Raw genomic sequence first — 21,641 nt, 5'->3', positions numbered from 1 at the left:
CTTAGCCCACTTCCTTCAACAGACGATCAGCCGCGACCTGCAGGCTGAATAATCCAGCGTGACCAACCTCGACATTCAGCAGTTGCTCCCGAGGTAAACCGCGAGCATGGGCCAACAACAGGCGCATCACACCACCATGGCTGATCAACAGCACGCGCCGGCCTGCGTAGGCCTGATGCATGCGTGAGACCGCGCTGAAAACCCGCTCGGAAAAGTCGCTGACCGGTTCGCCGTCTGGCGGGGTAAAACCATAGGGATCGGCCCAGAACCGCCCCAACCCTTCAGCATCGGTTTCCATCAGCGCCGCCGCGCTCTGCCCTTCCCAGGCGCCGAAATGCAGCTCTTGCAGATTTGTTTCCAGGACTACTGGCAAATTGAGCCGCGCCCCCAATTCATCGGCAAACCGCGCGCAGCGTTGCAAAGGCGAGCTGACCAAAAGATCCCACGGCCCACGCGCCACCACGGCAGTGCGCATCTGCTCCCAGCCCTTGGCCGTCAGTGCGTCGTCCAGGCTGCCGCGCAGGCCGCCGCCCCGTTCGGTTTCGCCGTGACGCAACAGGTCCAGGTACAAGGTCATGCGGGGCGGTCCGCCACGGCGGCTTCGGCGAAGGTCGCCATCTGCCCGTGCAGCGCGCACGCCAGGCGCAGCAGCGGTACGGCGAGTGCCGCGCCACTGCCTTCGCCCAAACGCAGGCCCAGTTCCAGCAGCGGTTGCGCGTCGAGACAGTGCAACACGTGACGATGGCCAGGCTCGGCGCCACGATGGCCGAACACCAGCCACGGGCGACAGGCCGGATTCAAGCGTGACGCGACCAGGGCGGCGACGGTGCAGATGAACCCATCCACCAACACCACGATGCCTTCCTGGGCGCAGGCCAGATAGGCCCCCACCAATGCCGCGATCTCAAAGCCGCCGAGGTTGAACAGGGTGTGCAACGCGTCACCGCGCTGCGCGGCATGTAACGCCAACGCGCGCTCGATCACCGCCACCTTGTGGCTGACCCCTTGGGCATCCAACCCGGTGCCCGGACCGGTCAGGTCACTGACCGGGCAATCGAGCAAGGCACACGCCAGCGCGCTGGCGGCGGTGGTGTTGCCGATGCCCATCTCGCCGCCGATGAACAATTGCGCACCGCTCTCGCGGGCGCGCAGCACGCTGTCCCGCCCGGCCTGCAAGGCCAATCGCCCCTGGGCCGCGGTCATCGCCGCGCCCTTGGCGAAGTTGGCGGTGCCCGCGCCGATATGCAGATGACGCACACCGGGCAAATCCAGGGACAGGTTAACGGTGCCGAGGTCGACCACTTCCAACTGCGCGCCCAACTGACGCGCCAACACGCTGATGGCCGCGCCGCCGCTGACGAAGTTCTGCAGCATCTGGCCGGTGACTTCCTGGGGATAGGCCGACACCCCTTCCGCGACCACACCGTGATCGCCGGCAAAAATGGCGATCCACAGCCGCTCCACCGACGGTTTGACCTCGCCCTGCAAGCCGGCCAATTGCACCGCCAGCGCTTCCAGCCGACCCAGGGAACCGGTGGGCTTGGTCAATTGCTGCTGACGCGCCAGGGCTTGTTCGTACGCGTGGGCGTCAATGGCCTTACAGGGATTGAGCCACCAGGTGTCCGTCATAACGCAGTACCTTTCAAAGTCAGGGGCAGGCCGGCAACCGTCAGGACAACGCGCTGACACCGCTCGGCCAAGGCTTGATGCAGCCAACCGGCTTCATCCACATAGCGGCGAGTCAATTCGCCCAGCGGCACGACACCCAGACCGGTCTCGTTGCTGACAAAAATAATTTCCCCCGGCAGCGAAGCCAGGGTTTCCAGCAATTGATCGCGCTCAAAGGCCAGGCGCGCGGCGTCTTCGAGCATCAGCAGATTGGTCAGCCACAGGGTCAGGCAATCCACCAGCAGGCAGCGACCGGGCGCGGCATGTTCGCGCAGCACCCGCGCCAGTTCGACCGGCTCTTCGATCAACCCCCAATGATCGGGGCGGCGCTGGCGATGCAGGGCGACACGCGCGTTCATTTCACCGTCCAGCGGCTGGCTGGTGGCGATATAAATGACGGGCAAAGCGCTGTCGCCGGCGAGCTTTTCGGCGAGGCGGCTTTTGCCGGAACGGGCGCCGCCGAGGATCAGTTGGTGCATGGCGCGACCCCACACAATGCGCGTAACAGATCGGTGTCCAGATGCTGTTCCACCAGGTCTGCCAAACGTTCGATATCGCGCTCGCGCAGGGCGTGGTAGTCCACGGCCTGCACGTCCTGCAACCCGGCCCAGCGCAGCAGCGCACTGCAAGCTGCCGGAGTCTCGAACAGACCGTGCAGATACGTTCCGAGGATCTGCCCGTCCAGGCTCCGGGCGCCGTCATGACGACCGTCGTCAAGGCGCACGGCGGGGTTCGACAGGGCGTCGCCGCACGTCACGCCCGCATGGATCTCATACCCACTGACCTCGACATCCTCCGGCAGCAAACGCCCGCGCACAGTGCGCAATTGCTTCTCTTCTTCCAGGGTCGTACTGAACGCCAGCAACCCCAGGCCCGCGCTGGAGCCGGCCGGACCTTCCAGGCCAAGCGGGTCGTGGACCTGCTCGCCGAGCATCTGCAAACCGCCGCAAATCCCCAGCACCTTGCCGCCGTAGCGCAAATGCCGCGCCACGGCAGTGTCCCAGCCATTGGCGCGCAGGTAGGCGAGGTCGGCGCGCACGCTTTTCGAGCCTGGCAGGATGATCAGGTCGGCGGCCGGTATCGGCTGGCCCGGCCCGATGAATTGCACATCCACCTGCGGGTGCAGGCGCAGCGGATCGAAATCCGTGTGGTTGCTGATGCGCGGCAACACCGGCACCACCACCTTGAGCACGTCGGTCGCCTTGTCGATCTGGCGCCGGTCGATGCCGTCTTCGGCTTCCAGGTGCAGGTCCATCACATAGGGCAGCACGCCCACCACCGGTTTGCCGGTGCGCGCCTGCAGCCAATCCAGCCCCGGCTGCAATAGCGCGATATCGCCGCGAAAACGGTTGATGATAAAGCCTTGACCCGCGCCTGTTCGCTGGGTGACAGCAATTCCAGGGTGCCAACCAGATGGGCGAACACGCCGCCGCGATTGATATCGGCGATCAGCAGCACCGGGCAGTCCACCGCTTCGGCGAAGCCCATATTGGCGATGTCATTGGCGCGCAGGTTGATCTCCGCCGGGGAGCCCGCGCCTTCCACCATCACCACCGGGAAACTTTCACTCAAGCGCGCATGGGAAGCCAGTACCGCCTGCATCGCGATGGCTTTGTAGTCGTGATAGGCCACCGCGTTCATGCTGGTCACGGCGCGCCCGTGGATGATCACTTGGGAACCGGTGTCGCTGTTGGGTTTGAGCAGCACCGGGTTCATGTCGGTATGGGGCGCCAGGTTGGCCGCCTGAGCCTGCACGGCCTGGGCGCGGCCGATTTCGCCACCGTCGGCGGTGACGGCACTGTTGAGCGCCATGTTCTGCGGCTTGAACGGCACCACCGCCACGCCCTGGCGCACCAGCCAGCGGCACAGCGCGGTCACCAAGGTACTTTTGCCGGCGTCGGAAGTGGTGCCCTGCACCATCAATGTACTCATGAAGCGTCCCTGTAGGCGCCCAAGGCGTCGTCGAGCCGCTGCCAGTGCGCCTCGGTGTCGGGCAGGCCAAACCGCAGGCTGCTGTCGTGAACGAACAGGCGCAGCAGAATGCCGCGCTGGGCCATGAAGGCGTGCAGGCGTTCGGCGTGCGGCGTGATCAGCCACTGGAACAGCGCGCAGCCGCCCTGGGGTTGAAAGCCATGGTGTTCGAGCAACGCATGCAAGCGTTGACCGGCTTCGATGCAACGCGCACGTTGCCGCGCCTGCCCCACGGTGTCGCGCAGGCACGCTTGCCCCACCACGCGCGTCGGCCCGCTGACCGCCCACGGCCCGACCTGTTCGGCCAGCAATTTGAGCAACCTGCGTTCGGCCAGCACAAAGCCCAGCCGCACACCGGCCAGGCCGAAGAACTTGCCGAACGAACGCAACACAATCAAGCCGACCTGATGGGCCTGGCCCGCCAGACTCAAGTGCGGGGTCGCGTCCATAAAGGCTTCATCCACCACCAGCCAGCCACCGCGCTGGGCCAGCCGCGCGTGCCAGTCCAGCAGACGTTGCGGGGTCAGGCTCAAACCGGTGGGGTTGTTGGGATTGACCACCACCAGCACGTCAAGGCTGTCGAGGAAGAAGTCGACTTCCTGTTCCTGTACTTCGCGCACCACGTAACCGGCGCGGCGCCAGGCTTCGGCGTGCTCGGCATAGCACGGCGAGAGTACGCCGACCTTGCCGGCACGGCGCAAACGCGGCAATAGCTGGATGGCTGCCTGGGAACCGGCCACCGGCAACAGATGCGCGGCACCGTAATACTCGCTGGCGGCCTGTTCCAGGCCATCGTCGACTTCCGGCAAGCGCGCCCAGGCCCGCAGCGCAATCTCGGGAACCGGCCAGGGCCATGGCGCCAGGCCGCTGGACAAGTCCAGCCAGTCGGCCTCGGCAATCCCATACTGAATCGACGCTTTGCGCAGTCGGCCGCCATGTTCAAGCATAAAATTGCCCCCCGATGCATAGGATCAGCAGCCACAACCATACGCCGCGCTGCACCAGTTGCCAGCCTCGGTCGATGGCGTCGGCGTCCGCTGCCGGGCCTTCACCCAGTAGTGGGCGATGGTGTACTTCGCCGTGATAAATCGCCGCGCCGCCCAGTTCCACCCCCAGGGCGCCGGCACCAGCCGCCATCACGGGACCGGCGTTGGGACTGTCCCAAGTCGGACCCTGAGTACGCCAGCACCTGAGGGCCAGTCGGGTTTTACCCAATACTGCGTAGGTCAAGGCCACCAGGCGTGCGGGAATGTAGTTCAGCACATCGTCGATCTTTGCCGCGGCCCAGCCGAAGCGTTCAAAGCGTTCGTTGCGATAGCCCCACATGGCATCGAGGGTGTTGCTCAGCCGGTAGAGCACCACGCCCGGCACGCCAGCGACGACAAACCAGAACAACGCGGCAAACACCGCATCGCTGCCGTTTTCCAGCACCGACTCGGTGGCGGCGCGGGCGACTTCGGTGCGGTCCAGCTCGCTGGTCTGGCGGCTGACCAGGTAGCTCACGCGCTGACGCGCGCCGTCCAGGTCATCGCGACGCAGCGCTTGGGCCACCGGAATCACATGTTCGCCAAGGCTGCGCAGGCCGAGGGCGCAGTACAACGCCAGAATCTCCAACACCCAGCCGATATACGGCGCCCACGACAAGGCCGTGGCCAACAGGGTCAACGGCACCACCGCGATAAACCACGCGGTCACGCCATGGCTGCGCCAGCCACGGCCACCGCTGTTGAAACGCTGCTCGATGCGCCCGGCGAAATTGCCGAACGCCACCAGCGGATGCCAGCGCCTGGGTTCGCCCAGCAACGCATCCAGCGCCACCCCGGCGACACACAGCAAGGCCACACTCATTGACTCACTCCCCACACATTTTCATACAGCATGTCACTCAACGGCCGGGGTTCGGTCCAGCCCTCGAGCTGCAACATCGGTGCCGGGTAAAATTCCGTCACCGGCCCCAGGCACAGCACGGCCAGGGGTTTGGCGCCGGGCGGCAAGCCCAGCAGATCGGCCAGGGCCTGGGGTTCGAACAGCGAGACCCAGCCCATGCCCAGCCCCTCGACACGGGCGGCCAGCCACAGATTCTGGATCGCACAGGACAACGACGCGATGTCCATTTCCGGCAAGGTGCGCCGCCCGAAGATATGTCGCTCGCGATCGTCCATCAGCGCCGCCACTAGGACTTCGGCGCAGTCGTGGATACCTTCGACCTTGAGCTTCATGAACGTATCGGAACGCTCGCCCAAGGCTTCGGCGGTGCGCACGCGCTCCTCCTCCACCAATTGCTGGATGCGGCCGCGCAGCGGGCGGTCGCTGATGCGGATAAAACGCCAGGGCTGCATCAAGCCGACACTCGGCGCCTGGTGCGCGGCCTGGAGCAGACGCTGGAGCAATTCGGGGGCGACGCTGCCGCCGCTGAAGTGACGCATGTCGCGGCGTTCGGCGATAGCGCGGTAGACCGCGTCGCGGTCAGCCTGGGGGAAAGCGTTGTCACTCATGGGGCTGTGCTGACTCAAGGTCGGGCGCAAACAACGCGGCAACCGCTCGGGGATTGGACGGGAAATAGAAGTGCACGTAGGACGCGGTCATCCGCCCCTGCCGATACACTGCTTCGGCCCCGCGCCCGCCATTGGGGCTCAGGCCGCGGGCAATCGGCTGCCAGTCGGTGCGGGTCAGGGAATGGTGATAGGTGTGCCCGCGCAGGACGCCTTCGGGCAACTCGACGCTTTGCAGGGCCAGGGCCGCCAGTTTCTTTTGCATCACCGCGTCGCCCTGCAGCAGGCCGACCAGCTCGGCGCGGGTGCCGTCGACATCGGTGAGTGAATCGAGCAGATAGAGCATGCCGCCACATTCGGCGAGCAAGGGCTTGCCGGCCGCGTGATGGGCGCGGATGGCATCGAGCATCGGCGTGTTTTGCGCCAGCGCCTGGTGGTGCAATTCCGGGTAACCGCCGGGCAGGTAGAGACTGTCTGCTTCAGGCAATTGGCGATCGTGGATCGGCGAGAAGAAGCGCAACTCGGCGCCCATCGCCCGCAACAGATCAAGGCTGGCACCGTAGGTGAAGGCAAACGCTTCATCGCGAGCCACGGCAATGCGCACCCCGGCCAGTAACGGCTCGGCCTCGATCACTGCGGGCGCGGCAAAGGTCACCGGCGGCGGCAACGCGACTTCACAGCTGCTGCCCAGGGCTTGGGCGGCGGCATCCAGGCGCACATCGAGGTCGTTCAGTTCACTGGCTTGCACCAGCCCCAAATGACGGCTGGGCAGCTCGATCCCAGTCTCGCGGGACAGCGCGCCGTACCAGCGCAGGCCTTCGGTGAGGCTGCCTTCGAGCAATTGCGCATGCCGCAAGGTGCCGACGCGATTGGCCAGCACGCCGGCGAACGGCAAGTCCGGCTGGTAGCGCGCCAGGCCCAGGGCCAGGGCACCGAAGGTCTGGGCCATGGCGGTGCCGTCGATCACGCCCAACACCGGCACACCAAAGTGTCGCGCCAGATCAGCGCTGGAAGGCGTGCCGTCGAACAGGCCCATCACGCCTTCGATCAGGATCAGGTCGGCTTCCCCCGCCGCTTCCCACAGCAAGCGGCGACTTTCCTGCTCGCCCACCATCCACATGTCCAATTGATACACCGGCGCACCGCTGGCGCGCTCGTGGATCATCGGGTCGAGAAAATCCGGACCGCATTTGAACACGCGCACCTTGCGCCCCAGGTTGCGGTGCAAACGGGCCAGCGCGGCGGTGACGGTGGTTTTGCCCTGGCCGGACGCCGGAGCGGCGATCAGCACAGCCGGGCAATGACGGGGCAGATTCAAAGTTCGACGCCCTTCTGTGCCTTGATACCGGCCTGGAATGCGTGCTTGAGCATGCCCATCTCGGTGACGGTGTCGCCCATTTCGATCAATTCAGGCTTGGCGCCACGGCCGGTGACCACCACGTGTTGCATCGGCGGGCGCGCTTGCAGGTCGCTGAGCACCTGGTCCAAATCAAGGTAGCCGTGCTTGAGGGCGATGTTCAGCTCATCCAGCACCACCAGGCCGATGTTTGGGTCTTGCAGCAATCGGCGGGACACCGCCCAGGCGGCTTCGGCGGCGGCGATATCGCGCTGGCGGTTCTGGGTTTCCCAGGTGAAGCCTTCGCCCATGACGTGAAAGCGCACTTGTTCGGGGAAGCGGCGGAAGAACAACTCTTCGCCAGTGCTGTTACGCCCCTTGATGAACTGCACCACACCGCACTGCATGCCGTGGCCCATGGCGCGGGCGAGCATGCCGAACGCCGAGCTGCTCTTGCCTTTGCCGTTGCCGGTCAGCACCAGCAGCAGGCCGCATTCGTTGGGGGAATTGGCAATACGCTCGTCGATCACGGCTTTTTTGCGCAGCATACGCGCCAGGTGGCGTTCGTCGCGGTCGGGGGAATCGGTCATGGCAGCTCTCCGTTGGGGCTGGACAAAAACGGCGGGCAGGAAAAAGAAAAAAACAGACAGCCAAGCATCGCCCACCGTGATGCTGTTGGATGATCCAGGCCGGTCTCCGGACTCATGAGTGGCGTGCGGGCGCTTATAGAGCGCGCGAACAGACCGACGATGCGCCTTCCCATATCGCGGACGATACAGTGGCAAAAGGCAGCGTCTTGACTCATTTACCGTTGCGGGGGCAGCGCCGGAATCGCGGCAGCACTGTGTCTAAGTGCGCTCACTCACCGGCTTCCCTGTTTCACTCTGTCGACCCACGGCCACAGAGCACCTGAAACAAGCCGCGAAGGTTAGTGGGTTGGGGGTGGAGCGTCAATTAAAGCTGGCCCCGGACTTGAACCATCGCACCGCTGATCGCCTCTACCCTTACAGGTATCAAGGAGAACACCATGCACAAAACCAGACTCGCCCTGCTCATCATGCTCGCCGGCACCCTCGCCGCCTGCGGTGAAACCTCTACGCTACAAGTCTCCGACGGCACCGGGCCGACGCCGAAACTGCCGGAGCCGAACAAGACGCTGATCCCCACCGTCAACATCGCTCCCGCCATTGGCTGGCCGGACGGCGTGAAGCCCACGGCCGCCGCCGGCACTCAAGTGGCAGCGTTCGCCGAAGGCCTGGACCATCCCCGCTGGCTGTATGTGTTGCCCAACGGCGATGTGCTGGTAGCGGAAACCAACGCGCCGCCCAAACCCGATGACTCCAAGGGCGTTCGCGGCTGGGTCATGGAGAAGGTCATGGGCCGGGCCGGTGCCGGTGTGCCGAGCCCGAACCGCATCACGTTGCTGCGTGACGCCGACCACGACGGTGTCGCCGAGACCCGCACGGTGTTCCTGGAAAACCTCAATTCGCCGTTCGGCATGACCCTGGTCGGCAACGACTTATATGTGGCGGACTCGGACAAGCTGCTGCGCTTCGCCTATCAGCCGGGTGAAACCGCGATCAAATCCCCGGGCACTAAGGTCGTCGATTTGCCCGGCGGCCCGTTGAACCACCACTGGACCAAAAACGTGGTGGCCAGCCAGGACGGCAGCAAGCTGTATGTCAGCGTCGGCTCCAACAGTAACGTCGGCGAAAACGGCCTGGAGGCAGAACAGGGTCGAGCCGCGATCTGGGAAGTCGATCGCGCGAGCGGACAGCACCGCATCTTCGCCTCCGGCCTGCGCAACCCCAACGGCATGGCCTGGGAACCCCAGAGCGGCAAGCTGTGGACGGCCGTGAACGAACGCGACGAGATCGGCAGCGACCTGGTGCCGGACTACATCACCTCGGTCAAGGATGGCGCGTTCTATGGCTGGCCCTTCAGCTATTACGGGCAGCATGTGGATGTACGCGTTACACCGCAGAACCTGGATCTGGTAGCCAAAGCGATTGCGCCGGATTACGCCGTAGGCCCGCACACCGCCTCGCTGGGCCTGACCTTCGCCGAGGGCAGCAAACTACCGGCGCCCTTCACCCACGGCGCATTCATCGGCCAGCACGGCTCGTGGAACCGCAAGCCGCACAGTGGCTACAAGGTGATTTTCGTACCGTTCGAGGGTGGCCAGCCTAAAGGCCAGCCGGTGGACGTGCTGACCGGGTTCCTCAACGGCGATGAAAAAGCCATGGGCCGGCCGGTGGGCGTGGTCATCGACAAGCAGGGCGATTTGCTGGTGGCGGATGATGTGGGGAATAAGGTGTGGCGAGTTTCTGCGGCTAAGTAACCGCTCCCAAGATCGCCACAAAACCAATGTGGAAGGGGCTTGCTCCCTCCCACGTTGGGATCCTGGGTTGACTCAGGGGTTGCGGGCCAAGTGCTCAGCCGGCAACACGCGCTTGGCGCTCAGGTAGGCATTCTGCCAATAGGCCTTGGACAAGGTATCCAGCTTCACCGTACCGCCGGTTTGCGGCGCATGCACAAAACGCCCTTCGCCCACATAGATCCCGGCGTGGCTGACCTGCGAGCCGCCACCGGTGGCGAAGAACAGCAGATCGCCGGTTTGCAGGTTCTGCTCGCTCACGTCCTGGGCGCGCATGACGATGAGTTCACGGGTGGTACGCGGCAGGGAGATGCCAGCCGCGTCACGGAAGACAAAACCGATCAGGCCGCTGCAATCAAACCCCGAGTCCGGTGTATTGCCGCCCCAACGATAAGGCGTACCGACCAGGCCCAACGCACGGAACAACACATCTTCGGCAGCAGGCGAAAAACTTTGGTTGGAATAGCTGAACACCGGCCTGGGCTTCACCGCTACGTAAGCGGAGGGCGGTGTGCGACTTGCGCAGGCGCTGAGCAGCGCGGCGCAAAGGATTAGAATCAGGCGGGCCGAGGTCGACATGTGCAGAACAATCCTGGTCTGGATGCGGCTTTCGCTGCCGAACGCTGAAAACCAGAACGCGCAAGCAAAGCTTGCGCGAACGGATTACAACAATGTCCAGGGATTCTAGCGCTTACACGTCAAACTTCAAGTATCACTTTAAGTTTACTTGCTAGCGGTAATCGTCGTCGGGGCCATGGCAAGTGCACGCTTGGCTTCGATGAAGGTTTTGCTCCAGTAGCTATCACCCAGGCTGTCGACTCGAACACCGCCACTGCGACGGCTGCTGGAGTGGATAAACTGGTTGTCACCCAGGTAGATACCCGCGTGGCTTACGCGACCACGGCCACTGGTACTAAAGAAAAGCAGATCACCGGGCTTGAGGTTATTGCGTGCGACCAACGGTGCATTCACGTTGATCATTTCGCGCGTCGAACGTGGCAGGTTCATGCCAGCTTCTTCACGAAACAGGTAGCCGATGAAACCGCTGCAGTCGAAACCGGCTTCGGAGGTACCGCCGAAACGGTAACGGGTACCGATCAGGGACATGCCGCGTTCGAGGATGCTGTCGGCCAGAACTGGAAGCTGATAAGGCTTGTTGCCGGCGAAGTCGGCCAGTTCTTTTTCCGTCGCCAATTCTTCTTCGTAAACAGTAGAAGATTGAGCCGCGACGAATTTGGCGTGATTTTGAACCTGCGACTTGTGCTGCTCTGCCACTTGTTGGGTGTGAGAAGCGCAACCAAACAACAGGGTAACGAGTGCGAGAGGCACGAGGGGTGCGAAGCGATTTAGCATGGGCACGACCGTGGCTGATGTGTAAAGAAGTCGAGACTATGCCTTCTCTCACATCGATTTGCAAATTCAATCGTGATCTTTGTGACTTAGTGTTTGGACTATGGCATCTAAGCCCTAATCCCCCTTATTGATTGAAATGCGCGGCCCGCCAGGCTGAAAGCGCAGTTTTTCTGACGCCTGTAAATTGCCGGACGGTTGAAAATCAACGAGTTACCAACCCAAAGTTTCCTTCAAAAAAGGAATCGTCAATTTTCTTTGGGCTTGCAAAGACGCCTGATCGAGCTGCTCAAGCAAATCGAACAGCGCACTCATGCTGCGGGTGCCACGGGTCAGAATAAAGTGCCCGACCTCGTCGGTCAGGTGCAGACCACGACGGGACGCACGCAATTGCAGAGCACGCAATTTGTCTTCGTCGGAAAGGGGGCGCATCTGGAAGATCAGCGCCAGGGTCAGGCGCGATTTTAGGTCAGCCAGCTTGATCGGCAGCTCACGCGGCGAGGTGGAGGCGGCGATCAGCAGGCGTCTGCCACTGTCACGCAAGCGGTTGAACAGATGAAACAGCGCCTCTTCCCAATCCGCCTTGCCCGCGATCGCCTGCAGATCGTCCAGGCATACCAGCTCATATTGCTCAAGATGATCGAAAATGCCGGTACCGCGGTCCATCAATTCGGCCAAAGGCAGATAAACCGCCGGCTCGCCCATCTGCTCGAAACGCAGGCACGCGGCCTGCAACAGGTGAGTCCGCCCTACGCCTTGCTTGCCCCACAGATAGATCAGGCTTTCGGTCCACCCGGCGTCGGCTTCGCAAAGCCGCTCGACATAGCCGAGTGCAGCGGCATTGGCGCCTGGGTAGTAATTGATAAAGGTGGCATCGTCACGCAGACGCACACCTAGGGGCAGCTGAATCGGTTTCATGCTGACTGAACGGCTCCAATACGAACCGTTAGTGGCCTCTGTGTAAAGTTTGCAAAGTTTATACCCGTGACGCCGGGCGCACAATGCAGCAGACCACAAGCAAAATCAAAGGTTTGCGTTAACTTGGCGGATTTGCGTGGAATGTTTGACACCTTCTGTGCATAAACCGCAAACCCGGCCGGGTGCTGGGTTTGCAACGACATGGTTATAGGTCGGGGTCTTCAATGCCCGTGTAGACATCCGAATCCTTGTACAGATCATGCACATGGCGCACCAGCACCATGATCACCGCCGCCACCGGCAGTGCCAGCAGGATACCGGTAAAGCCGAACAGCTCACCGCCCGCCAGGATCGCAAAGATCACCGCTACCGGGTGCAGACCAATCCGGTCGCCCACCAGCAACGGCGTAAGCACCATGCCTTCCAGGGCCTGCCCCACCATGAACACCGCGACAATCCCCAGCATCGGGTACAGATCGCCGCCAAACTGGAACAACCCGGCCACCAGCGCCGCACCGATACCGATCACGAAGCCCATGTACGGCACGATCGCGGCGAGGCCGGCGATCAGACCGATCAACAGGCCCAATTCCAGGCCGATCGCCATCAAGCCCGCCGCGTAGATGATCCCCAATGCCAGCATCACCAGCAACTGACCACGCACGAACGCGCCAAGTACCTCATGACACTCTTCAGCCAGGGATACGATGCGTTCCTCGCGGTTACGCGGGAGCAGGCTGCGGATCTTGGCCATCATGATGTCCCAGTCCCGCAACAGGTAGAACGCCACCACCGGGATCAGCACCAGGTTGGTCAGCCAGCCGATCAGCGCCAGGCTGGACGCTGTCGCCTGGCTGAGAATGACCCCGACGATATCGGTGGTCTGGCCCATGTGTTCACTGATCGCCGCCTTGACCTTATCGAACTTCCAGAAGCCGTCCGCCAAGCCCAGCTTGGCCTGGGCCCATGGCATCGCCGTGTGCTGCAGCCAGTCGAGCATCTGTGGCGCCAGCTCATAGAGGCGAAACAGTTGCTTGGCCAGCATCGGCACCAGCACCAGCACCAACGCGGTGATGATCAACGTGAACAGGGCAAACACCGTCACTACGCCCAGGGTCCGCGAGAGGCCGGCTTTCTCCAGGCGATCCACCACCGGATCGAACAGATAGGCGAGCAGCAACGCCACCAGGAACGGCGTCAGGATCGAATGCAGCAAGAACACAAAAACGCACAGCAGGACGATCCCACCCAACCACACCCAACGACGCGTATCCGCCATAAACCACTCCATCATTTGCTTCTATCTATATAGGAAGGACATTTACCAACGAAAACGCAGTTGCGCCTGAGGCTCGGGTGCCGCAACCGCTTGCGTGCCGTCCACAGGGGGTTGCGCAGCCGGCGCCTCACCGGCCGGGATCTCCTGCAACTTGGCCAGGCTCAACTGGGTACGCAACTGATCGGCACTGCCGTTGACGCGATACACGATGCGATTGCCATCCACCCGCACAGGATTGCCGCCAAAGGGTTCCAGCAGATGCCCCAAGATCGCATAGCGCTCCAGATTCATACCCTGCACTTCCAACAGTTGCTCAGTGCTCACCCCCGGCTTGACGGCAAAGCGCGGCGCGAGCTTCTGACTGACCGCCAGCATCACCGCATCGGCCACCGTGTCGGTGTCGGCACCTTGCACGGTGCCCTGCTCGCTCTTGTCACCCAGCCACAGGCGCCATTTGGCCTGCCACTGGCTGCCTGCCTGACGCGCGTGCACGGCGAGCAGGGCGTCGGCTCCGTAACGCTCGGAGGCGGCGCGCAATGGCGTGGCATCGGTACTTTCAAGATTCGGCGCGGTGGCGACGACCTGTTCATCCAGGTCGCCCAATGGCAGACGCAACGGCAAGCCACGGTGCTGCGCGGCACGGCGCAACGCCTGGGCGCCGGTCTGGCCATCGCCCACCAGGCTGCTGCCTTCAGTGGAGTCGCTCAACCACCAGCCGAGGATCGACGGCCGGTTGCTGCCCCAAATCGACAAGCCCGCGTCACGCAGGGCGCGATCGGTGCTGACCGGGTCGAAATCCACTTGCAGGCTTTCCGGCGGGCCGGCGTCGTACCCGTATTGACTGATGATTTGCTGCGGGTCCTTGCGAATCGCCGCCAGGCCCGGGCCATCGGCGGCCTTGGCATCGCCGGTGAGGCGGATCACCAGGGTCTGCACGGCGCGCTGGGTCGCCTGGTCGCGCTCTTGCGGGGATTGGCTGCTGACCGGTTCAAGCACTTGATAAAGACCATTGAGGGTTTCGGCATGACTCGCCAGGCTGACCAAGGACAAGCAGCCTACAAAAAAGAATTTACACAGACGCATGGAAGATTCCCGAACGACAAATTTAGCGGCTGGAACAGACCGCGTGAAATCGGCATCGCCAGGCTGTGACCACAGCGGCAACTAAAACATTCACGGGGTCTCGGTAAGTTTTCGCAATGTCATAACGATAGCGGGTTAAAGGCTATACCTTAATACGTGCCGTCGCAGAGCCTATTAGCATTTTTTTAACCCCATATGCCCCTGCCCGTCGGCCCGAGGATGGCCGCTGCCCCTCAAGCCTGATAAAATCGCGCGCCTTCGCAGACCGTCAACGGCTGGGCCTCTTCATGAAAGCCTTCGCCAACTCGGTCGTTACCCCTGAATCCCCCCTAAAGGCCTGGATCATGAGCAAGCAACCCTCCCTGAGCTACAAGGACGCCGGTGTAGACATCGACGCCGGTGAAGCATTGGTCGAACGCATCAAGAGCGTCGCCAAGCGCACTGCGCGCCCCGAAGTCATGGGCGGCCTGGGCGGTTTTGGCGCCCTCTGCGAAATCCCGGCCGGCTACAAACAGCCTGTACTGGTTTCCGGCACCGACGGCGTGGGCACCAAGCTGCGCCTGGCACTGAACCTGAACAAGCACGACACCATCGGCATCGATCTGGTCGCCATGTGCGTCAACGACCTGGTGGTGTGCGGCGCCGAGCCGCTGTTCTTCCTCGACTACTACGCCACCGGCAAGTTGAACGTGGACACCGCTGCACAAGTGGTGACCGGTATCGGCGCTGGCTGCGAACTGTCGGGTTGCTCCCTGGTCGGCGGCGAAACCGCTGAAATGCCAGGCATGTACGAAGGCGAAGACTACGACCTGGCCGGTTTCTGCGTCGGCGTGGTAGAGAAAGCCGAGATCATCGACGGTTCCAAAGTCGCTGCCGGCGACGCCCTGCTCGCCCTGCCGTCGTCCGGCCCGCATTCGAACGGCTACTCGCTGATCCGCAAGATCATCGAAGTGTCCGGTGCCGACATCGAAAACACCCAGCTCGACGGCAAGCCACTGACCGATCTGCTGATGGCCCCGACGCGCATCTACGTCAAGCCACTGCTCAAGCTGATCAAGGACACCGGCGCGGTCAAAGCCATGGCCCACATCACCGGCGGCGGCCTGCTGGACAACATCCCGCGCGTACTGCCAAAAGGCGCCCAGGCAATCGTCGACGTGGCCAGTTGGCAGCGTCCTGCGGTATTCGACTGGCTGCAAGAAAAAGGCAACGTCAACGAAACCGAAATGCACCGCGTGCTGAACTGCGGCGTGGGCATGGTCATCTGCGTCGCTCAAGAGCACGTCGAAACCGCGCTGAACGTCCTGCGCGAAGCCGGCGAGCAGCCTTGGGTCATCGGTGAGATCGCCACCGCTGCCGAAGGCGCGGCCCAGGTTGAACTGAAGAACCTCAAGGCTCATTGATGTCCCAGACCTGTGATGTCGTGGTGCTGCTCTCCGGCACTGGCAGTAATTTGCAGGCCCTGATCGACAGCACGCGCACCGGCGACAGCCCGGTGCGCATCGCTGCGGTGATCTCCAACCGCAGCGACGCCTATGGCCTGCAACGCGCCAGGGATGCGGGCATCGAAACCCGTTCACTGGATCACAAGGCGTTCGAGGGCCGCGAGGCGTTCGACAGAGCCTTGGTCGAGCTGATCGACGCATTCAATCCCCAACTCGTGGTGCTGGCCGGTTTCATGCGCATCCTCAGCGCAGACTTCGTGCGGCACTATGAAGGGCGCTTGCTGAATATCCACCCTTCCCTACTGCCCAAGTACAAAGGCATGCACACCCACCAGCGCGCCCTTGACGCCGGTGATCGCGAGCATGGCTGCAGCGTGCACTTCGTCACCGAGGAACTCGATGGCGGGCCTCTGGTCGTACAGGCAGTGGTTCCGGTAGAGTCTGACGACTCGGCGCAGACGCTTGCGCAACGGGTCCACACCCAGGAACACAGGATTTATCCACTGGCTGTTCGCTGGTTTGCCGAGGGACGGTTGATTCTCGGTGACCAGGGTGCATTATTGGACGGTCAGTTACTTGCGGCCAGCGGCCACTTGATTCGAACCTAGGAGATTTTATGCGTCGCGCCTTGCTCTTCGCTGTTGCGCTATTCGCCTTGCCTGCCGCGCAAGCAGCAGACTTACACCCTTTCTCCGCGAGCTACACCGCCGACTGGAAACAGTTGCCCATGAGCGGTTCGGCTGAACGCAGCCTGACCAAGAATGGCGACGGCTCCTGGACCTTGAACTTCAAGGCTTCCATGATGATCGCCAGCCTGACCGAAACCAGCGTGATCCTGTTTGACAAGGACACCCTGCAACCGAAGAGCTACACCTTCGAACGCGGCGGCCTGGGCAAAGCCAAGAAGGTCAACCTGGACTTCGACCAGGCGACCAAAAAGGTCACCGGGTTTGAGAACAAAGACCCGGTCAACGTTGCCCTGCAAAGCGGCATGCTCGACAAGTCGACCTACCAGTTGGCCCTGCAGCGCGATGTCGCGGCTGGCAAGAAGAGCATGAGCTACAACGTGGTTGAAGGCACCGATGTCGATACCTACGACTTCCGCGTGATCGGCCCGGAAAAGGTCCAGACCAAGGCCGGCTCCATCGACGCGATCAAGGTCGAGCGCGTACGTGATCCGACTCAAAGCAAGCGCATCACCCAGATGTGGTTTGCCAAGAGCTGGGGCGGCATTCTGGTTGCGCTGCGTCAGGTGGAAAACGACGGCAAGGAATACAACATCATGCTCAAAGACGGCACCGTTGACGGGAACTCTGTCAAAGGTAGCTGATCGGCAACTGAGCCAGAAAGCCTCGCGAATGCGGGGCTTTTTTTCGTCTGGCTTTTGAGGTGTGACGGCACTTGGATCCACAAGCTCAACCTGACTCAAAGATGAAGCTTTTGTCATAAAACCCAGCACCCCGCAACGCAATGCCACGGTTTAGGCGGGCTGCGTGACTGTTGCAGTTTTCACAACAAACTGTTGCGCGGAAAATCGGTTTACTTAGCAAGCTACCAAAACATATAACAAAAGCCTGCGGCGACTTGTCGCAGATCAACCAGAAATGGGAGCAGGCAGATGACTGTAAAAGTAACTGAACGCGACGACGAACATATGTCCCACGAAGCACTGGGCCATGGGATTCACATCTGGGATGTACACCAACAAGACCTGCTGGTCGGCATGTTTCACAACGAGAGCGACGCTCATAACTATAAGAACGAGCTTGAAGCTCTTGAGATGAGATGCCAGGCAGAAAGCTCCTGACAGGCTGAATTGGGTAGGTACCGTTTACCGCAAGGCCACCCCGCACAGGCAAACCCCGCCTTTTGAGCGGGGTTTGGGGGGCGCTTCGCGCCCCAACGAGGAACGAGCCCCCTCACCACGACAAGCCCTTCCCTCATTGCGACAACAACGTCTGTTGCCACAAGAAGGCCGCCAGCCGCCCTTTTCTAGGGCTTTACCACATCAGATCATCCGGGATCTGGTAGGCGGCATATGGATCATCCTCATCCGGCACTTGGCTTTCAGTGAGGATGTTGAGCTGCACGATGCGCTCCGGTGCGCGCTCCTGGATCTTCAGCGCCGCTTCACGCGGGATCACCTCGTAACCGCCACCATGGTGCACGATCGCCAGGGAGCCGTTGCTCAGTTTGTTACGCATCAACGTGTTGACCGACAGGCGCTTGACCTTCTTGTCGTCCACGAAGTTGTAGTAATCCTCGGTGGTCAGCTTGGGCAGGCGCGAGGTTTCGATCAGTTGCTTGACCTGCGCCGCACGGGCCTTGGCCTCGGCTTTTTCCTGCTGCTGGCGGTTCAGTTCCTGGTCGCGCCTGACCTTCTCGGCCTGCGCCTCCTGGGCCAGGCGTGCCTGGGTGTCATCCGCCTCGGCCTGGCCTTTGTGGACCAGACGCTGGTGTTTCTGTTTCTCTTTGCCGACCTGCTTGGCCTGCTTTTGGTTGACCAGACCTGCTTTGAGCAACTGGTCGCGAAGGGAAAGGCTCATGGTGCTTACTCACTTAGGCAACTGCTCAACCGCAGCTGGACACGTTCTTTTCCTGACGTTTGGCTTCGCCCCATAGGGCGTCCAACTCTTCGAGGGTGCAATCTTCCATGGATTGGCGCGTATCGCGCAATGCCTGTTCGATAAATCGGAAGCGTCGCTCGAACTTGGCATTGGCGCCGCGCAGCGCGGTTTCCGGGTCGATCTTGAGATGACGGGCCAGGTTGACCGTGGCAAACAGCAGGTCGCCAACCTCATCGGCAATCGCTGCCGGGTCGTTATCAGCCATGGCTTCGAGCACTTCATCCAGCTCTTCGCGAACGTTATCCACCACGGGTAAGGCGGACGGCCAGTCGAAACCGACCTGGCTGGCGCGCTTTTGCAATTTGGCGGCACGGGACAAGGCCGGCAAGGCGGTAGGCACATCGTCCAGCAGGGAAAGTTGCAGCGGCGCGTCGGATTTTTCCGCTCGCTCCTCGGCCTTGATTTGCTCCCAGCGCACCTTGACCTGCTCTTCGCTCAGTTGAGGAATATCCAGGGGCGCATACAGGTCGCCGGTGGGGAACACATGGGGATGGCGGCGGATCAGCTTACGGGTGATGCTGTCGATCACCCCGGCAAATTCGAAGCGCCCGTCTTCCCGTGCGAGCTGGCTGTAATACACCACCTGGAACAGCAGGTCGCCCAACTCACCCTGCAGGTGATCGAAGTCACCGCGCTCAATGGCGTCGGCAACCTCGTAGGCTTCCTCCAGGGTGTGCGGGACGATGGTCGCGTAGGTTTGCTTGATGTCCCACGGGCACCCGTATTTCGGGTCCCGCAGGCGATTCATCAAGTGCAGCAGATCGTCGAGCGCATACATCGGAGTCATGGGGTACGGTTACGCCGTGTTTCGATGATATTCGGCAACTGGGAAATCCGCCCCAGCAACCGCCCCAGCGCATCCAGCCCCGGGATCTCGATGGTCAGGGACATCAACGCGGTGTTGTCCTCCTTGTTCGAGCGGGTGTTGACCGCCAGCACGTTGATGCGCTCATTGAGCAGCACTTGCGACACGTCGCGCAGCAGACCGGATCGGTCGTAGGCACGGATGATGATGTCCACCGGGTAGGTGAGCACCGGCACCGGGCCCCAACTGACCTGGATGATCCGCTCCGGCTCGCGGCCGCCCAACTGCAGCACCGAGGCGCAGTCCTGACGGTGAATGCTCACGCCGCGGCCCTGGGTGATGTAGCCGACGATGGCGTCGCCCGGCAACGGCTGGCAGCAGCCGGCCATTTGCGTCATCAGGTTGCCCACGCCCTGGATCTGGATATCGCCGCGCTTGCCGGGCTTGTAGCTGGTGGCCTTGCGCGGGATCAGTTCCAGCTGTTCGTTGCCGCGCTCCGGCTCGACCAGTTGCTGGGCCAGGTTGACCAGTTGCGCCAGACGCAGGTCGCCGGCACCGAGGGCGGCGTACATGTCTTCGGCGATCTTCATGTTGGCCTTTTCGGCCAGCTTGTCGAAATCTACCTGGGGCAGGCCCAGGCGCGCCAGTTCACGTTCGAGCAGGGTTTTGCCGGCGGCCACGTTCTGGTCGCGCGCCTGCAGTTTGAACCAGTGGACAATCTTCGCCCGCGCCCGCGACGTGGTGATGTAACCCAGGTTCGGGTTCAGCCAGTCGCGGCTCGGGGTGCCGTGCTTGCTGGTGATGATTTCGACCTGTTCACCGGTTTGCAGGCTGTAGTTGAGCGGCACGATGCGCCCGTTGATCTTGGCGCCCCGGCAGTTGTGGCCGATTTCGGTGTGCACGCGGTAGGCAAAGTCCAGCGGCGTGGCGCCCTTCGGCAGGTCGATGGCGTGACCGTCGGGGGTGAAAATGTAAACCCGGTCGGGCTCGATATCCACACGTAGCTGTTCGGCCAGGCCGCCGATGTCGCCGAGTTCTTCGTGCCATTCCAGCACTTGGCGCAGCCAGGAGATTTTCTCTTCGTACTGGTTGGACCCGGCCTTGACGTCGGTGCCCTTGTAGCGCCAGTGCGCGCATACCCCCAGTTCCGCCTCTTCGTGCATGGCGTGGGTGCGGATCTGCACTTCCAGCACCTTGCCCTCGGGGCCGATCACCGCCGTGTGCAGCGAGCGATAGCCGTTTTCCTTGGGGTTGGCGATGTAGTCGTCGAACTCCTTGGGGATGTGCCGCCACAGGGTGTGGACGATGCCCAGCGCGGTGTAGCAGTCACGTATTTCCGGGACCAGCACGCGCACGGCGCGCACGTCGTAGATCTGGCTGAAGGCCAGGCCCTTGCGCTGCATTTTGCGCCAGATGGAATAGATGTGCTTGGCACGGCCGCTGATGTCGGCGTCGACGCCGGTGGCCTGCAACTCGGCACGCAACTGGCCCATCACGTCGGTGATGAAACGCTCACGGTCGAGCCGCCGCTCATGCAGCAGCGTGGCGATCTGTTTGTATTGGTCGGGCTCGAGGTAACGGAAGGACAAGTCTTCCAGTTCCCACTTGATATGGCCGATCCCGAGGCGGTGGGCGAGCGGCGCGTAGATGTCGAAGACTTCGCGGGCCACGCGGTTGCGCTTCTCGTCGTCGGCGGTCTTCACCGCACGGATCGCGCAGGTGCGTTCGGCCAGCTTGATCAGGGCGACGCGCACGTCGTCGACCATCGCCACCAGCATCTTGCGCAGGTTCTCGACCTGGCCCTGGGTGCCCAGCACCATGGACTGACGGGGGCTGAGGCTGGCACTGATGGCCGCCATGCGCAGCACGCCGTCGATCAGTTTGGCCACCACGGAGCCAAAGCGCTGGCCGACGGTGGCCAACGGAATATGCCCTTCACGCACGCCGCGATAGAGCACGGCGGCGATCAGCGAATCCTGGTCCAGCTTGAGATCGGCGAGGATCTCGGCGATTTCCAAGCCGGTGCGAAAGCTCGAAGTGCCTTCAGCCCACAGGTTCTTGGCCGCATTGTCTTGTTGTTCAGACTCACGAGCGAACTCGCAGGCTGCTTTCAAGGCTTCACGGTCCAGTGCCGGATCGACACTGATGGCATGATCCAGCCATGCCTCGAGATTGATACTGCCGTCGGTGTTGATCGGCTGGTGTGCTCTCACCTGTACCATCTTGCTTACCTTCCCTACGACGCACCTTCGATGCGCCAAAAATCATCGCCGACCTGCTTTATCACTAA

Annotated in this window: 21 protein-coding genes, 1 pseudogene and 1 riboswitch; of the genes and pseudogenes, 5 read left to right on the top strand and 17 right to left on the bottom strand. The window is 62.2% G+C overall.

Translation table 11 applies throughout. The features are described 5' to 3' along the window. Position 1: 1 nt before the first annotated feature. From cobC to cobO, 9 genes and pseudogenes are all read right to left on the bottom strand, one after another. Entirely contained in the window at positions 2–577 is a 576-nt protein-coding gene (gene cobC, locus ACLH0J_RS12775) for an alpha-ribazole phosphatase family protein (protein WP_411392243.1), read from the bottom strand. After that, positions 574–1,629: a nicotinate-nucleotide--dimethylbenzimidazole phosphoribosyltransferase gene (cobT, locus tag ACLH0J_RS12770; RefSeq protein ID WP_411392242.1), complete on the bottom strand. Its 1,056-nt coding sequence runs from the start codon at positions 1,627–1,629 to the stop codon at positions 574–576. The genes cobC and cobT overlap by 4 nt, the downstream gene beginning before the upstream one ends. Next, on the bottom strand, positions 1,626–2,147 hold the full coding sequence (cobU, locus tag ACLH0J_RS12765) for a bifunctional adenosylcobinamide kinase/adenosylcobinamide-phosphate guanylyltransferase (RefSeq protein ID WP_411392241.1): 522 nt from the start codon (positions 2,145–2,147) through the stop codon (positions 1,626–1,628). Before cobU ends, cobT begins: the two co-directional genes overlap by 4 nt. Then, positions 2,135–3,600, bottom strand: a pseudogene (locus tag ACLH0J_RS12760) (cobyric acid synthase). Before ACLH0J_RS12760 ends, cobU begins: the two are co-directional and overlap by 13 nt. After that, positions 3,597–4,586 carry a threonine-phosphate decarboxylase CobD gene (gene cobD / locus ACLH0J_RS12755; protein ID WP_411392240.1) on the bottom strand — a complete coding sequence of 330 codons (990 nt, stop codon included), beginning with the start codon at positions 4,584–4,586 and terminating at the stop codon, positions 3,597–3,599. Before cobD ends, ACLH0J_RS12760 begins: the two are co-directional and overlap by 4 nt. Continuing rightward, a complete protein-coding gene (gene cbiB, locus ACLH0J_RS12750; RefSeq protein WP_411392239.1) occupies positions 4,579–5,487 on the bottom strand; it encodes an adenosylcobinamide-phosphate synthase CbiB in 909 nt (302 codons plus the stop codon). The genes cobD and cbiB overlap by 8 nt, the downstream gene beginning before the upstream one ends. Beyond that, positions 5,484–6,134 carry a 5,6-dimethylbenzimidazole synthase gene (bluB, locus tag ACLH0J_RS12745; protein ID WP_411392238.1) on the bottom strand — a complete coding sequence of 217 codons (651 nt, stop codon included), beginning with the start codon at positions 6,132–6,134 and terminating at the stop codon, positions 5,484–5,486. Before bluB ends, cbiB begins: the two co-directional genes overlap by 4 nt. After that, positions 6,127–7,449: a cobyrinate a,c-diamide synthase gene (locus ACLH0J_RS12740; protein ID WP_411392237.1), complete on the bottom strand. Its 1,323-nt coding sequence runs from the start codon at positions 7,447–7,449 to the stop codon at positions 6,127–6,129. The genes bluB and ACLH0J_RS12740 overlap by 8 nt, the downstream gene beginning before the upstream one ends. Then, positions 7,446–8,057, bottom strand: coding sequence for a cob(I)yrinic acid a,c-diamide adenosyltransferase (cobO, locus tag ACLH0J_RS12735; RefSeq protein ID WP_411392236.1), 612 nt, complete (start codon positions 8,055–8,057; stop codon positions 7,446–7,448). Before cobO ends, ACLH0J_RS12740 begins: the two co-directional genes overlap by 4 nt. A 79-nt stretch (positions 8,058–8,136) precedes the next feature. Next, positions 8,137–8,395, bottom strand: a riboswitch (cobalamin riboswitch). A gap of 99 nt (positions 8,396–8,494) precedes the next feature. Here cobO and ACLH0J_RS12730 point away from each other — a divergent pair. Then, positions 8,495–9,808: a PQQ-dependent sugar dehydrogenase gene (locus ACLH0J_RS12730; RefSeq protein WP_411392235.1), complete on the top strand. Its 1,314-nt coding sequence runs from the start codon at positions 8,495–8,497 to the stop codon at positions 9,806–9,808. A gap of 72 nt (positions 9,809–9,880) precedes the next feature. Here ACLH0J_RS12730 and ACLH0J_RS12725 read toward each other — a convergent pair whose 3' ends face one another. From ACLH0J_RS12725 to ACLH0J_RS12705, 5 genes are all read right to left on the bottom strand, one after another. Next, a complete protein-coding gene (locus ACLH0J_RS12725) occupies positions 9,881–10,423 on the bottom strand; it encodes a C40 family peptidase (RefSeq protein WP_411392234.1) in 543 nt (180 codons plus the stop codon). A 144-nt stretch (positions 10,424–10,567) separates the two neighbouring features. After that, positions 10,568–11,197, bottom strand: a complete 630-nt coding sequence (locus ACLH0J_RS12720; RefSeq protein WP_042946571.1) for a C40 family peptidase — start codon at positions 11,195–11,197, stop codon at positions 10,568–10,570. Between the two features lie 210 nt (positions 11,198–11,407). Further along, positions 11,408–12,112: a DnaA regulatory inactivator Hda gene (hda, locus tag ACLH0J_RS12715; RefSeq protein ID WP_411392233.1), complete on the bottom strand. Its 705-nt coding sequence runs from the start codon at positions 12,110–12,112 to the stop codon at positions 11,408–11,410. A 205-nt stretch (positions 12,113–12,317) separates the two neighbouring features. Continuing rightward, complete coding sequence (locus ACLH0J_RS12710; protein ID WP_411392232.1) at positions 12,318–13,391, bottom strand: AI-2E family transporter; 1,074 nt, start codon at positions 13,389–13,391, stop codon at positions 12,318–12,320. A gap of 42 nt (positions 13,392–13,433) precedes the next feature. Then, complete coding sequence (locus tag ACLH0J_RS12705; protein WP_411392231.1) at positions 13,434–14,474, bottom strand: DUF2066 domain-containing protein; 1,041 nt, start codon at positions 14,472–14,474, stop codon at positions 13,434–13,436. Between the two features lie 344 nt (positions 14,475–14,818). On the opposite strand from ACLH0J_RS12705, the gene purM reads away from it, so the two are divergent. From purM to ACLH0J_RS12685, 4 genes are all read left to right on the top strand, one after another. Beyond that, a complete protein-coding gene (gene purM, locus ACLH0J_RS12700) occupies positions 14,819–15,877 on the top strand; it encodes a phosphoribosylformylglycinamidine cyclo-ligase (protein WP_411392230.1) in 1,059 nt (352 codons plus the stop codon). Continuing rightward, on the top strand, positions 15,877–16,527 hold the full coding sequence (gene purN, locus ACLH0J_RS12695; RefSeq protein ID WP_411392229.1) for a phosphoribosylglycinamide formyltransferase: 651 nt from the start codon (positions 15,877–15,879) through the stop codon (positions 16,525–16,527). Before purM ends, purN begins: the two co-directional genes overlap by 1 nt. Positions 16,528–16,535: 8 nt before the next feature. Continuing rightward, positions 16,536–17,249: a DUF3108 domain-containing protein gene (locus ACLH0J_RS12690; protein WP_411392228.1), complete on the top strand. Its 714-nt coding sequence runs from the start codon at positions 16,536–16,538 to the stop codon at positions 17,247–17,249. Positions 17,250–17,537: 288 nt separating this feature from the next. Further along, positions 17,538–17,726, top strand: coding sequence for a hypothetical protein (locus tag ACLH0J_RS12685; protein ID WP_411392227.1), 189 nt, complete (start codon positions 17,538–17,540; stop codon positions 17,724–17,726). A 193-nt stretch (positions 17,727–17,919) separates the two neighbouring features. Here ACLH0J_RS12685 and ACLH0J_RS12680 read toward each other — a convergent pair whose 3' ends face one another. The 3 genes from ACLH0J_RS12680 to relA are packed head-to-tail and all read right to left on the bottom strand — an operon-like array spanning position 17,920 to position 21,573. Then, positions 17,920–18,465: a DUF2058 domain-containing protein gene (locus ACLH0J_RS12680; protein ID WP_411392226.1), complete on the bottom strand. Its 546-nt coding sequence runs from the start codon at positions 18,463–18,465 to the stop codon at positions 17,920–17,922. Positions 18,466–18,490: 25 nt separating this feature from the next. Then, on the bottom strand, positions 18,491–19,324 hold the full coding sequence (gene mazG, locus ACLH0J_RS12675) for a nucleoside triphosphate pyrophosphohydrolase (RefSeq protein ID WP_411392813.1): 834 nt from the start codon (positions 19,322–19,324) through the stop codon (positions 18,491–18,493). A gap of 5 nt (positions 19,325–19,329) precedes the next feature. Further along, on the bottom strand, positions 19,330–21,573 hold the full coding sequence (gene relA / locus ACLH0J_RS12670; RefSeq protein WP_010563911.1) for a GTP diphosphokinase: 2,244 nt from the start codon (positions 21,571–21,573) through the stop codon (positions 19,330–19,332). Between the last annotated feature and the right edge of the window lie 68 nt (positions 21,574–21,641).

Origin of the sequence: Pseudomonas sp. MPB23, assembly GCF_046605395.1 — a bacterium.
Lineage (GTDB): Bacteria > Pseudomonadota > Gammaproteobacteria > Pseudomonadales > Pseudomonadaceae > Aquipseudomonas.
Note: the sequence above shows the minus strand (reverse complement) of the source record. Positions and strands in the feature narration are given on the sequence as shown.